The organism is Gilvimarinus gilvus, from assembly GCF_030518155.1.
In the GTDB taxonomy this organism is placed as follows: domain Bacteria; phylum Pseudomonadota; class Gammaproteobacteria; order Pseudomonadales; family Cellvibrionaceae; genus Gilvimarinus; species Gilvimarinus gilvus.
Window position 1 is genome coordinate 21,844 of the sequence record NZ_JAULRU010000257.1, and the last position, 13,672, is coordinate 35,515.

The window sequence follows — 13,672 nt, forward strand, 5'->3', positions numbered from 1 at the left end:
TTTGGCTAAAAAGCGCGCAATATAGTACACAGACACCTCATCGAGCCAGTAGGTTTTTGTAAACAAGTACCAATACCTGAGCGCTTAATCTGCCAGTGAATGTGCCTTTGCAGAGTAAATACGCTATATTGGCCAAAGCTCCCATTTCCGCCATTACGAACCGGACGTCATAATGATGAACCTGATTACACGCTCGCCCCTGCGTTGGCTGGCCCAAGTTACTGCGCTGTTCTCGATTTTGGTGATGTCTGCATGTGGTGGAGGCAGCTCCGGCACCACATCCGACGGCCCCTCTGACCCAGATACAATCAAGCAAGAACAACCCACATTGTATTTTTCGCAATCTATAGTCGTTATGGACTTTGGCGAAACCCCACTGGAGAACCAACTTCTGGGTGGCGCGGGCCAAGGGCTCGTCACCTACAGTTCAAGCGACGTCGATGTTGCGGCCGTCAATGAGCGTACCGGCCGGCTGGATATTCGCAAATCAGGTAGCACAACGATTTCAGCGGTTAAAGCGGCCGATGCAAATAACTTTTCCGCCCAAGCCACCTACGTATTAACGATTGCAGTCGCGGCGCAAGAGCCTCTGGTGTTTGCTCACAACTCGATTGAGCAATACATCGACGAGGAACCGGTGGTCAATACGCTTAGCGGCGGTTCAGGCACTGTAGAAACCGTCTACAGCTCCAGCGACCCTAGTGTTGTCTCGGTCAACGCTGCAACCGGCGCTCTTACTTTTGTTGACGACGGTACGGCAAGCATTACCGCCTACAGACCGGCCGACGAGCGTTACGACGAAACCAGTGCGAGCTACACCATCAGCATTTCCAAGTACCCCCAAGAACCTCTCAACTTTGCCTTAACCGACATTGAGGGAGCCATAGGGTTCGCGCCAGAGGAAAATTCGCTCAGTGGTGGCAGCGGCAATGGTGAAGTCGTGTTCTCATCCCAAGATCCAAGCATTGCCACTGTCGCATCAGATACCGGCCTCGTTACACTGGTCAGTTCCGGCAGTACCGACATTACCGCCACCAAACTCGACGACGATTACTACCAAGCTACCAGTACCAGCTACACCATCAATGCGTATGACATTGTTGGCGAGTTAGAGATCGACGCAGGCCTAACAGACACTCAAATACAGTGGGCCAGCCAGAGTGGTAGCATCAATGTACAACGCTCTCGGTTTGCGACCTGCGAGCCAGGAGTGATATCTGGCTGCTATGACTATTCATTGCAAATATTCGCCAACGCGGACGAAGTACCTTACTTGGACACCTATCCTCGCATTGACCGCACGGCTTATCTTCAATTTAGCAACGACCGCTATGAGTCTGAGCCACTTTTGGTAGCGCCAACAGAGCAGCCATTTCTACCAACAACCGGAAACTCTCTTTTATTTGTAGAGGGTATGTACTGGTCACTCGGTGGCGCCACCAATGGAACCGTCAACGATGAGGTCTGGTTTAGTTCCAACGGGGCGCAGTGGCAAGCATTACCTTTTACTCTCGCACAAGCCGCCCGCGATTTGAGCGCTGTAGTGTTTAACAACGAAGTGTATATTGGCGGCGGCTGGAACGAGGGTTATTTGCATACCATTTGGAAGCTTACCGATACTGGCTGGCAGCAGGTTGCCGACCCGCAAATCGCTACCGATACCAGCAGTCATCTAGTTGTTTACAACGACTCGCTATGGCTGGTGAGCAGCGCCGGTATTTGGCACAGTAGCGACGGTAATCAATGGAGTTTACTGACCGATGCGCCGGCCTTCAGTGCCCGCAATAACTTCACGGTGTTTACCTTTCACGATCAGCTCTACTTACTAGGCGGCATAGCACTGGATGGCAGCGATGCGCTTTTGCAAGATGTGTGGCACTCCGCCAACGGCAGCGACTGGCAACTGCTTAGTGCCAGCGCAGGTTTCCCGCCACAATCACATGCAAAAGTGGTTTTACACTATGACAGCCTGTATCTGTTGGGCGGTAATACCGGCGTAACCAATGCAGAGGTATACTGGAGCGATGATGCCAACTCTTGGGCGCTCGCCGGTAGCGCGGATGTTGGCGACTTAACTGATGCTGCCGTCGGCCTCGATGATAACGGCCTGATTATGACCTCACCGCAATCATCGTATTTTTGGCGTTCAAGCGATGCGTTTGTCTGGCGAACGCCTGTGAATGCGCAGCTTCAATGGCTGGAGAAATAAACCACTACGCAGCACATTAATCCAAAAGTGGAAGGAATCCATGAAGGCGAAGAAACCACTCTTAGTTACCGCTACGTTTTTCCTCGCCGTTTATATGGTGTTTGTTCTGGCAAGTTACTTTTACTTGCCAGGAAAACTAAAAACAATCGTTCAGAACGATGTCGCCGCCATGATTGGGCGCGACATTTCGGTTGAAGCATTTCAGTTCAACCCCTTTCAATTGCAGCTTACTTGCCATCAGCTGGCCGTTAGCGATACACCCAATACGCCGATTCTAGAATTTCAGTCGCTTTCGGTTGATTTGGGCTTTTGGCAATCGCTGTTTAAATTTTACCCCGTTATCGAATCCATAGACTGGGTTGCGCCAGAAGTTCAAGTACATAAACTGGCACACGGCTTTAACTTTGACAGTATCGTTGAAAATCTATCTGCCGCTCAACCTGAGCATGAAGGAAAAACATCAGGCCAAGCCGACAGCGCGCCCCTCCGGTTATTGATTGAGAGCATAAATATTCAAGCGGGCGAAGCCTCTTACTTTGACAGCTCAAAATCAATTGCTGCCGATGCTCATCTCGAGAACATTAACGTAAGCTTTGAAAACCTTTATATCGCCACTGGCGCTGACAATAACAACCCCTACTCCATCGTAACCAAGCTCAGCAATGGCGGAACAGTCACTTTAAAGGGCGAGTATCGCTTGGAACCGCTGTATCTGGATAGCCAGATAACACTTTCAGATTTGGCACTAGCCGAGGTTTCTGATTTTCTGCGCAATATAGTCAATGCAGACTTATCCGGCCATTTAAATGGCAACGGTCACTTAACTGTGCAACAAATTGATGATAAGCCTCTGGCATTCAACCTTACTGATACCGATCTTGTTATTACCGCTCTGGCATTGGACGACCTTGAACAAGGCCCAAAAGTTGTCGAAATTGACACGTTAAAAGCCAGTGGTATCGCTTTCGATTTAAATCGACAGTCGCTAACGATTAATCAACTGATTTACGACGGCCTTACTTTAAACCAATGGCGCAACAACAATGGTGAGTTTCGTTACCAATCACTCATGGTACGCACAGCACAACCAGAAGACACGCCTGCAACTGCGCAAGCCCCGACAACATCACCCCACGCGCAAAGCCCAAAAGAGTTGCCGTGGCAAGTCGATATCAATACTTTCTCGATTCAGTCGAGCCAAGTATTGTTTAGCGACCGAACACTTGAACCCGCCGCACAGTGGAATATTGACGACATTTCGCTATTAATAGAGCCTTTGCATCTCACATCAGACCAACCCAGTCCGCTGCAAATTTCAGCCACCTTAAATGAAAAAACGTCATTACATCTACAGGGCGAATTCACAGCAATACCTTTTAGCATTTCATCCCAATACGCCGTAGATGATTTTTTACTGGAGTCTCTTAACCCCTATTTGGCATCCATTAGCCATGCGATAATGCGCCAGGGAACACTCAGCACATCGGGCAATGTTCAAGTGCAAACCCTGCCCGAGCTTTCCGTATCTGTATCCAATAATCTCGCCATTACCAATTTTGAATTGGAAAACCTAGAGACTCACTCTGATGTTTTGTCCTTTAGTGATCTGAATATAGAAGATACTAACATCACGCTGCCGGCAACAAGTGTCAGCATTGCCAATATCGAGCTTGCCAACCCCACGATTACGCTCGAGCAAGCCCAGCGACCTAACTGGGAACTCATGAAAGCTGACGGGCAGAAGGGTTTAACTGAGGAAGTAACACCACCGAATACCGATGACAAAAATGAAAAGCCAAATATAGAGTTTGCCTTACACAATCTGTCTTTGACCAATGGCAACGTCAACTTTGAAGATGCCTCACTCTCACCTACTCTGCGCTCCAGCCTTAACAATATCGATATGAAGGTGACCAACTTCAGCACGCTTGCAACGGAGCCAGCCCAGGCCGAGCTAAGCGCCAATGTTAATCACCAAGCGCCTTTTGAGCTAAAATCCAACTTCAACCTAAACGAAACTAAGGCCAGCATAGAAGGTAGTCTAGCGGCGCTCGATTTGCGCCACTTTTCCCCCTACACAGCAGCGTTTATGGGTTTTGCTACGGAACGGGGCAATCTCAATTACGATTTTGGTTACACGCTTGAGGGCACAAAGGTAGACGGAAGCAATCGCATAAAAGCCGACGACTTTTACTTAGGTGAAAGAGTGCCCAGTGAGAAAGCCATCAACGCCCCGGTTAAACTTGGCATGTCACTACTGCGTGATTTTGAAGGCGGTATCAGTCTCGACCTGGACATTAACGGCGACCGCAGTGACCCAAGCTTTAGCGTAGGCGGGCTTTTGGCAAAGGCCCTCACGAATATTTTAGTTAAAGTCGCCGCATCACCATTCACCATGTTGGGAAGCTTACTTAGTTCTGACCAAGACCTAAGCTCAGTTACCTTTACAGCGGCCAGTGCCGAGCTGGACGAGCAAAGCCAGACAACGCTAAAAGCGCTGGCATCCGCACTAAAATCAAAACCCGAGCTGGTTCTGGATATTCGGGGCAATGCTACTCCAGGCAAAGATGCCGTTGCTATCGCGCGCCAACAGGTCGTGAATCGTATTACGCCAAATCAAAAGGTAGACAGTTCCGCGCTGGCCAACTGGCGCCAACAAAATACGGCGGCCATAGTTCGTGAATTTAACAAACGCGGTGCAGGTAAATACCAAGAGCTGCGTGAAAGCTATCGATCACAAGAAGAAGACAAAAATGCAGCCGACACCAAAGCACTGTCCCGAGCCTTCGATTTACTGGTGCAAGATGTAACTGTCGATACCGCATCCCTGCTTGCCCTAGCCGATGCTCGCAGCGAAAAAATACAAACCTTTCTACTGACTCAGCAACTAGAGGCGAATCAAGTTGCAGTCAGACCAGCCCAGGGCGACTCACTTAACGGCACGACAATAAAATTTGAACTGGAAACTCAATAACGCCAACGTGCAGGCAATAAATATACCCTGAGCTATTCATACGGTTGCCTAATCACCGTTTTCCAGTTGCTGGGATTGGCACGGCGAATATCGCTCAAATAAATCTCATGGTGTTTACCACGCAAATTGCCCACCTCGGTAATGGCCTCGTGGACGCGGGCAACCGTCGGGCCTTCTTCTGAAAATGGACCAATGTGCATGGTTTGCATGCATAGACCCTCGTCAAAGGTTTGCAAACGCAAGCGATCCAGACCCGACACATTATTTTTTTCTCTCACCGACTCAATACATTGCTCAATAATAGTATCGGGTACGATATCCGGCTGCATAATCATCATGGTCCATAACCACTGGGATTTATCCCCGGTTTCAAATACGCGCATGTCATCGGCCCACCATAAACCTTCGAGTGGCATCACCGCATAATCGGTTGCCATTGAGCCTTTTTTGACCGTGAACTTCGCCGTGTACGATACTTTATACAGTGCCTCAATAGCCTCTTGATAAGAAGCCGAACCGGGCTCGCCTGTTCCGTCCACCATTAAGTAGCGCAGCGGTGGCACCTCCACTTGCTGCACGACTTTGGCAGAGGGTCGGTACAAATGTTTTAACTTTTTCTTATAATCTATCTTTTCCATATTCATCAGCCTGCTAGATTATTTACTCTCACCCTTTGGCAGATCAAAATTAAGTGTATATCGATGTTCACCGTCGCTCTGCTCAATACTCATGGAACCTGTGATTCCTGCAAAATCACCGCTCCCCGAACCGGGTAAAATTTGAATATCCAAAGACTGACTAGCCTCATTCATCAGCCCCTTGTGCAGCAAGGTAAATGCGCCCTTACGCCCCTCTATCGCGCCAGTAAACTCTTCCAGTGCAACATAGGCGGCGCTACCACTAGCCGTACGCTTGCTAAGCATCTGACCAAGCCCCTGGCCGAAAAGGTCGCCAGAGTAGTGTTTGTTTATGAGCATTCGCCCCGCAGGAGTTTCATCATCCTTGACTGGAACCAGTTCAACCTCAAATTTACCCGTAACCGACATACTGTTTAATTTCACATCCCGCTCCTGTGCAAAGGTACTTACCGCCAACATAGCGATCAACATCACTAAATATTGTTTCACTGCGTTTACTCCTGATTCTTTGCTAAAAGAATATAGGGCAATTACGCCAATTTGTGACGTAATTGCTGAAGCTTAGCTCATTTAGTTGGTTGAACACAGATAGTAGATTACATGCGAGGAAGGTGTTATCGAGCAGGATCGTAATCGCGGCGCCACAAAGTAACAATAACACTCACTACAAATATACATACAGGCAATGGCAGTACATAGAGCATATGCCGGGATTCACTCATCACAATTGCGAAACCGCCCGGTAAGATTGCAACGCCATGACCACCTGCGGCAAAGGTAGGGGTATATAGCAATGCACGAATGCTCGCCTTTAACAATTCTTTTGGCCACCCGGTTACCATCGGACGGACGTACTTGACCATCATAAACCTACCCAAAATAATAGACAGTATGTAGGCCGTTAGAAGTGCACTTACAAGTATCAATATCACCGGTTTATATGGCTCCTTATGGTCGCTAAAATGTTATTTTCGCCTATACGCCGCACTGATACTTCGGCGGCGTATTTTTCGCACATTTGTATTTAGACACTCCAGGACATTATGAGTCTAGCAGGCTGCTAGTGGTACTTGAGCTCTGTTGCCTTACCCCAAAAAACACGATAGGAAAAGGCGGTGTAGAGCAAAATGATCGGCACTACCACGGCCGCTCCGATACCAATCGGTACTAACGCAGAGGAATCTGCGGCGGCCTGCCAGATGTTGAGCTGGCCGGGCACAATGTCGGGGAAAAAGCTGTAACCCAGCCCAACAAAACTCAACAAAAAAATGACGACCGCAGCGCAAAAGGGAAGCCAGCACCACCGCTCACCCGTCCCCGGGAATCCACGCAAGTAAGTCTCGGTGATCATAGTCACCAACAACAGCGTTAGTGGAACCAACAAAAGTATAAAAAATTGGGGCAATTCGAACCACTTACTGAATACTTCTGGGTTTACCCACGGATTCACCACAGAGATTAGCAGCAAGCCAAGTAAGGTCACCCAAAGCATGGTGCGAGCCCAATTGGCAGCCCGTCGCTGTAAATCAGCTTCGGTTTTCATAATCAACCAGGCCGCGCCGATGAAGCAGTAGCCTGCGCTCACACAAACACCACTGAACAGAGCGAAAGCCAGGCCCCAAAGGTTGTACTCAAACCCCACTACGTACATACCAATCATAAACCCCTGACTGTAGGTGGCGAGCAGCGAGCCTAGCTTAAACACCCAATCCCAACGTGTTTTATGGACACTCGGCGACTTAGCGCGAAAATCAAATGCCACTCCGCGTAGAATCAAACCAACGAGTAATGCTAATGCTGGCAAATACAAATTACCCAGTACTAACGAATGCGCACTTGGAAAAGCAATCAACATTAATCCTACCGCCAATACCAACCAAGTTTCATTAGCATCCCAGAACGGTCCGATCGAGGCGATCATGGTATCGCGCTCGCTAGCAGTCGCGCTTTTATTATCCATCGGCAATAGAATTCCCACCCCCAAATCGTAACCGTCAAGCACGGCATAGATAAAAAAGGCTAGTGCCATTAAACCGACAAACAGCACGGGTAACCAGTATTCCAATCCTGAAAGCATTGGGCTGCCTGTCACGCTTGCACCTCCCGGGTTTTTGTAGGTGAGCCTTGTGTAGGCCTGGCATCGCTAAAACTTTCTAGCTGGGCAGCTTTTCGAGCCATTAGGAACAGTGTATGAATATACGCCCACAACAAACACGCATACACTATGGCGTAGGTAATCAAAGACAGCCAGACAAACTCAGGGGGCTGATCTGTGACCGCATCGCGCGTACGCAAAATACCCGACACTATAAAGGGCTGCCGGCCAATTTCCGTTACATACCAACCAGCCAGGGTTGCCAACCAACCGGCGAACGTCATTGCCAGCAGAACCCGCAGTTGCCAGCGATACAGTTGACCGCGCCGATACAGCGTCCAGCAACCCGCAATGCCGACCAATATCATCAGTACGCCCATGCCAACCATCACTCGAAAACTGAAGAATACGGGTGCCACCGGGGGATGAGCATCGGCAAACTCGTTAAGTCCCTTAATTTCCCCGTCAAGATCGTGGGTTAAGATTAAACTGGCCCCTTTAGGAATACCAATTTCAAAATGGTTTGTTTTCTGCTTCGAGTCCGGTAAAGCAAACAGCAATAAGGGCGCGCCGCGTTCGGTGTGCCAAATCCCCTCCATGGCGGCAATTTTAGCAGGCTGATGCTGTAGCGTGTTTAATCCGTGAAAGTCGCCTACCAAAGCCTGGGCAGGGGCCAGGAATAAAACCGCAACTAACCCAAATTTTAACGTGTAGCGTGGGCCGGGCTTATCATCACCACGTAATAATCGATAGGCCGAAACGCCGGCAATCAAAAACGCACAGGTTAAACTGGAGGCCAACATCATATGCACAAAGCGATACGGGAAAGACGGATTAAAGATGATAGCAAGCCAACTTTCCGGGTACACAACACCATCTCTCACCACATGACCTGCTGGTGTATGCATCCATGAGTTGAGCGCTAGAATCCAAAACGCTGATAAAGTAGTACCGATCGCCACCATAAAAGTCGCCAAGGTATGCACCCGGTTCGATACTTTATCGCCACCAAACAACATTACGCCTAGAAAAGTCGCCTCAAGAAAAAAAGCTGTCAGTACTTCATAGCCAAGCAGCGGCCCCGCCACATTCCCCACTTTCTCCATAAACCCAGGCCAGTTGGTGCCGAACTGAAATGACATGGTAATGCCGCTGACAACGCCCAAAGCAAAGGTCAACGCAAAAATCTTAACCCAGAATCGGTAAATGCGATTCCAGGTATCATCGCCTGTGATATTGGCACGCAACTTAAAAAACAGCAGTGCCCAGCACAGGGCAATAGTGATAGTGGGGAAAAGAATGTGGAAACTAATATTCAGCGCAAACTGAATTCGTGACAGCATCAATGTATCGAGCACTTCCATGGTTACCTCGCATGGTTGCTACAAGTATTGGCCACTTCGACCATTACGATTTACCGGTTAACTTCCCTTTGAAGTCCAGCACCTTGCCAAGCCCGGCACCTAGCTTCAGTAACCGGGTTAGCTGCTCAGTAGACAGTTGATTAAACTCCTCAGAAACTTGGGTAAGCTGTTCCATCAAGTCATGCATTTGGTGAATACGTTTTTGTGCGTACACGTCGCGCTCGTCTTGCGGAGTCTGCATCAACGCGTCGCGCAACACACTCAAAGTCGGATCAATTTCGCGTTTGCGCCGCTCGGCGACAAGCGTTCTGGCAATTTGCCAAATATCTTCCGGTGCATTGAAGTAATCCTTGCGATCGCCCGGGTAGTGCACCGTACTCAGCAGTTGCCAGGAGCCTAACTCCTTTAGCCCCATCGACACGTTCGAGCGAGAAATACACAGGGCTTCACCGATTTGATCGGCATTGAGAGGGACGTCACTGAGCACCAGCAGAGCGTATATTTGCCCAACCGTACGATTTATACCCCATCTACTCCCCATTTCGCCGAAATTAGCTACTACTTTCTGCATCATCGGCGTCATTAGCTCTTTAGTGTCGCCCGTCATAGCTTTTCCAATTTTCAGTAATTACTGAAAATACTAAATGCTAAAACTGCGGTGCGCAAGGCTCTTTACACTTTATCCCGCCCACCATGCCTTTGTAGGACAACTCTGGCACACCTCAATTTACGGTTTATAACTTCATTGCAGCCGTAAACAGGGAAAAGTGACACCTTCACCCATTTTGCGAACTTGCGCGCAGATGGCGATAACCCTGTTATGTCGGATAGGCTAGGAAGAATAGAGATTCAGGAGCTGAGCAGCCCATTGGGAAAGATCGGTGATTTTTACACGACAACCCTTAGCATGGATTGTCGGACTTACTTAAAGAAAGCCCAACTCGCGTTGCAACTTTTTGGTCAAGCCCGCAGCGACGATACGGTGAGACTCACGAATATAGTATTCCAGCTCATCGTCTTTTTCCGGACCCGCAGCGTATTGCTGAATCCATTTCATTCCCCGTGACGCTAAGTAGGGTGCTGGCCGGTAACCAGGCTCGTCGCTCAACAGATGAAAATGCAACTCTGAAGTCTTAAACGTAAAAGCGGGCTGGTTATTCTTTTGCCAACCGCCGACGGCAAATACCTTACCTCCGACTTTCCACACATCAGAATTACCCCACTGAACGACATGGGTCGTAGCGGGTAAAGACGCGCACAAGTCGTTAAATTGAGTATATTCCACGCTTTTCACCTGTGTTACTAGTCAAGGCAGTGTTGCCAATCACTATGGCTGCTTAGATTATGAAGGCCACAGCTAATCTCATGGACAACAACCATGGCAACATGTTCAGCATCGACTCATTCCTTCTTTATAAGCGATAGCTTTGTAACCTAATTAAGACCAAAACATACTTATACTAAAATACCTTTTCGAGGCGGCCTAAACTTGGTAGTCAAAAACAATAATATCCTCGAGCAAAGGAATAAACACTTCTTTCAATTTTTCATGCGCTGGGTGTGGCAAATAACTTTGTCGAGCCTTCTCATCAGAAAAGGTCATCATGACTGTATGTGTGAAGCCCTGATTCATCCCCTCGGGGCTATCGTTTTCACCCCACTCAACCGCTATCACGCCCGTAACTTTTCCCGGCATTGCTAAAAACATAGCTTTAATTTTTTCGATCTCTGATTCATCAGATGCATCTTTGAACTGAATAAGTAAAATATGCCTAATCATTCAACATTTCCTGTGTTATGCGTCTCAATCTATTAAGTATGTTATTGGATCTATAAAAAGGAGAAAAATCTCGGCTTCATTTCAGTCGGCATTGGATATATCTATTTCCAACATATTTCTCAACTGCTTCCTTGGGCTTACATTCATTAAACATCAACGAATAGAATCTCTGTGCATTCTGTTTGTCTATTTCACTCATATAGTAACTCGACAATCAAATTGATCCGAAACCCCGCGCTTTGCGGCGGCTTTGTAGCGCCAGCGGAAAAGCAGTCCAACAAAAGCGCTTTGTAGCAATTTGCCGCATTTGTGGCGCATTGCTACAGTTGAGGCTAGTTAACGTTGGAGGTACAAATGGCTACGAACAGCATTCGCTTAGATCAAAAACTAATTGAAAAAGCCACTATTATAGCCAAGGCGCTTAATCGGACCCCGCCCAAGCAAATAGAACATTGGGCGAAAATCGGTGAAATGATGGAAGATAACCCCGATTTACCCTACGAGTTTGTAAGGCATGCCATTATCGCGCAGGCCGAGCTAGATGCCGGAAAACTGGATGCCTACGACTTTGGTTAAGGCTACCAGTGTATTACAGACCCCTACATTCAAAAAAGCGGTGAAGAGGCTCAAGCCCAACCAGAAAAAAGACCTCGACTTGGCCGTTAAAAACCTAATGGCCAACCCCAACATCGGAGAACAAAAGAAAGGGAATCTGGCCTCTCTACGAGTCCATAAGTTCAAAATGAACAAGCAATTGACTCTGCTGGGTTACAGTTTTGATAATGGTGCTCTTGTCCTTGAACTGATGGTCCTAGGCTCACACGAAAACGTCTACCGCGACCAAAAGCGGAAGAAATGATGTTGTAACGCTTCAGTCAGCCGCAGCGATAGCGGTCGGCTGAACTGACTTGTTATCTCGTTTGTTAATTTCAGCACCCAATCTCTCATACTTAACGTGAGTAGGCTTTAATTCCAACAGACTGGACAAAGTGATTGTTTGTTGTTCTGGCGCTTTTTCATTCAGCACGGATGTCGAAAGAATATAAAAGTCCCATTGTTCTAGACTCAGCGGATTTACTGACGACATATCCTTGTGCGCGAGAACACAAAACACATAAATATCTGCTTTCCTGGATTTCTCTTCACCTCTTGTTTGTGATGTGCCAGTTGGCTGAATACCAAAAGAAATTCTAGAAGGCTTATTTTGTTGCCAACTTTGCAAGTAAGATGAGGATTTAACTTCTATTTTTAAACCGCTTGATGCCACAACATCAAATTCATCCCACTCTTCTCTCAGACTTGATAGTGCATCAATGCTGGAAGCCACAATAAATTCTGCTAGCTTTCCGCGAAGAGCATTTCCCAGCAATTCAGAACTTGACCATTGCCAGAAAGACAAAACATCAAAATCTAGTTTTGCGCCTTGATAAGTGAAAGGTTCATTACCTTTTTTCAATTTTGAGTCCGTTGTTTTTATCACTCGATGCGGCTCCTTTCGAGACAACGTCCGTAGCACTGGGCCATTTTTGGGAGCGTAGCAACTAAAAATGGCTCCGCGTGATTACGCTTGTTATAAGCGATCATCCTTCTCATACCGTATTGTAAAAAACGAAACCAGAAACCCTGTGACCGCCAAAGTAAATCCTATTTCGTTGAAAGGTGATACAGGAACAACATCTTCACCGAGAACAACTCTGGCAACCGAAAGAATTAATAGCGGCAACGCAAGTCCTATCCACCTAACAGATTTAGCGCTTACCTTCACCTTATTGTTACAGTATGGGCAAACCGAAACATTCCTAGTCAGTGAATACCACTTAGGCTTTAATTCCGATTCTCTTGCACCAAGTTGATAGGTCGAAACTTTGTGTTCGCACCAAGGGCATTGTGGTCTCAGCACTGAGCCTCCCCGAGCTTATAACGCAGCCGGCAGCGGCCGGAGTGAAGGCGAGAAGCGCCGTATCGGAGGTCCAGCCCACGAAGTGGGCGATGCTGACCGGCCTTGGTAAGCATTTGGACCCACCACTATTTGAAACTCATCTTCGTAAACGATGTTACCAGGTTCGGCAGACAGCCTAACGTTAACACTAATGTCCTGCCTCCGAAGTAGCCGGACAACCGATAGCGATTGTTCCAGATGCTCTGTGCTTCTGAGCTTGAACCAGCTTTGCGCTTTAAACCTAATGCTTTTGCAGATGGGCTCTTCGAAGCAGGACGGATTCATCAAACTACTATTGAACCAATTCGCCACATTTATATACCAGATATGCTCTCGGAGACTCATTGACCCCTGGCGCTTAGCATCACCCATGGCTGCAAATATCCCCTTCGCGCACGATGAATTGCTAAATTTGAGCTCCGTTTCGAATCGTATGTACATGTGCTTAACGCCCAGCTCACTGGCGGAGTAAGCTGGCGCGAGTTTTTGCGCAAGCAAAAAGCGCGACAGTTTGCGGAGTCCAGTGCAGCTGATTGATACTTATGATGACCTCCTCCTCTAGATTCCGGAGGAACCTTCTAAACTTAGAGTGCGAAAAAAAGTTAATCAAGAAGGAGATCATCTCATGAGATTTTATACCAAATCCCACAAATATTTTTGCGGAATCGATTTG

Annotated in this window: 13 protein-coding genes; 4 read left to right on the forward strand and 9 right to left on the reverse strand. The window is 47.8% G+C overall.

Going from position 1 to position 13,672, the window contains the following annotated elements; genetic code table 11:
• The first annotated feature begins 172 nt into the window (after positions 1–172).
• Both QWI17_RS03750 and QWI17_RS03755 read left to right on the forward strand, forming a co-directional pair.
• Positions 173–2,209, forward strand: coding sequence for an Ig-like domain-containing protein (locus QWI17_RS03750; protein WP_302721170.1), 2,037 nt, complete (start codon positions 173–175; stop codon positions 2,207–2,209).
• A gap of 40 nt (positions 2,210–2,249) precedes the next feature.
• Positions 2,250–5,183 (forward strand): DUF748 domain-containing protein, encoded by a 2,934-nt coding sequence (locus tag QWI17_RS03755; protein WP_302721171.1) that lies wholly within the window; start codon positions 2,250–2,252, stop codon positions 5,181–5,183.
• A 32-nt stretch (positions 5,184–5,215) separates the two neighbouring features.
• On the opposite strand, the gene QWI17_RS03760 is transcribed toward QWI17_RS03755, so the two are convergent.
• From QWI17_RS03760 to QWI17_RS03795, 8 genes are all read right to left on the reverse strand, one after another.
• On the reverse strand, positions 5,216–5,821 hold the full coding sequence (locus tag QWI17_RS03760; RefSeq protein WP_302721172.1) for a GyrI-like domain-containing protein: 606 nt from the start codon (positions 5,819–5,821) through the stop codon (positions 5,216–5,218).
• A gap of 18 nt (positions 5,822–5,839) precedes the next feature.
• Positions 5,840–6,310 carry a DUF3224 domain-containing protein gene (locus QWI17_RS03765; RefSeq protein ID WP_302721173.1) on the reverse strand — a complete coding sequence of 157 codons (471 nt, stop codon included), beginning with the start codon at positions 6,308–6,310 and terminating at the stop codon, positions 5,840–5,842.
• Between the two features lie 125 nt (positions 6,311–6,435).
• Entirely contained in the window at positions 6,436–6,687 is a 252-nt protein-coding gene (locus QWI17_RS03770) for a hypothetical protein (protein WP_302721174.1), read from the reverse strand.
• A 194-nt stretch (positions 6,688–6,881) separates the two neighbouring features.
• A complete protein-coding gene (locus tag QWI17_RS03775; protein WP_302721182.1) occupies positions 6,882–7,898 on the reverse strand; it encodes a cytochrome d ubiquinol oxidase subunit II in 1,017 nt (338 codons plus the stop codon).
• Positions 7,899–7,909: 11 nt separating this feature from the next.
• Positions 7,910–9,274 carry a cytochrome ubiquinol oxidase subunit I gene (locus QWI17_RS03780; protein WP_302721183.1) on the reverse strand — a complete coding sequence of 455 codons (1,365 nt, stop codon included), beginning with the start codon at positions 9,272–9,274 and terminating at the stop codon, positions 7,910–7,912.
• A 49-nt stretch (positions 9,275–9,323) separates the two neighbouring features.
• Positions 9,324–9,887: a GbsR/MarR family transcriptional regulator gene (locus QWI17_RS03785; RefSeq protein ID WP_302721176.1), complete on the reverse strand. Its 564-nt coding sequence runs from the start codon at positions 9,885–9,887 to the stop codon at positions 9,324–9,326.
• A gap of 318 nt (positions 9,888–10,205) precedes the next feature.
• Positions 10,206–10,565: an MmcQ/YjbR family DNA-binding protein gene (locus QWI17_RS03790; RefSeq protein WP_302721177.1), complete on the reverse strand. Its 360-nt coding sequence runs from the start codon at positions 10,563–10,565 to the stop codon at positions 10,206–10,208.
• A gap of 198 nt (positions 10,566–10,763) precedes the next feature.
• On the reverse strand, positions 10,764–11,060 hold the full coding sequence (locus tag QWI17_RS03795) for a Dabb family protein (protein ID WP_302721178.1): 297 nt from the start codon (positions 11,058–11,060) through the stop codon (positions 10,764–10,766).
• Between the two features lie 354 nt (positions 11,061–11,414).
• Here QWI17_RS03795 and QWI17_RS03800 point away from each other — a divergent pair, with 354 nt between their 5' ends.
• Positions 11,415–11,636, forward strand: a complete 222-nt coding sequence (locus QWI17_RS03800) for a TA system antitoxin ParD family protein (protein ID WP_302721179.1) — start codon at positions 11,415–11,417, stop codon at positions 11,634–11,636.
• A complete protein-coding gene (locus QWI17_RS03805; protein WP_302721180.1) occupies positions 11,617–11,919 on the forward strand; it encodes a type II toxin-antitoxin system RelE/ParE family toxin in 303 nt (100 codons plus the stop codon). Before QWI17_RS03800 ends, QWI17_RS03805 begins: the two co-directional genes overlap by 20 nt.
• 12 nt (positions 11,920–11,931) lie before the next feature.
• On the opposite strand, the gene QWI17_RS03810 is transcribed toward QWI17_RS03805, so the two are convergent.
• Positions 11,932–12,540, reverse strand: coding sequence for a hypothetical protein (locus QWI17_RS03810; RefSeq protein WP_302721181.1), 609 nt, complete (start codon positions 12,538–12,540; stop codon positions 11,932–11,934).
• Positions 12,541–13,672: the final 1,132 nt, after the last annotated feature.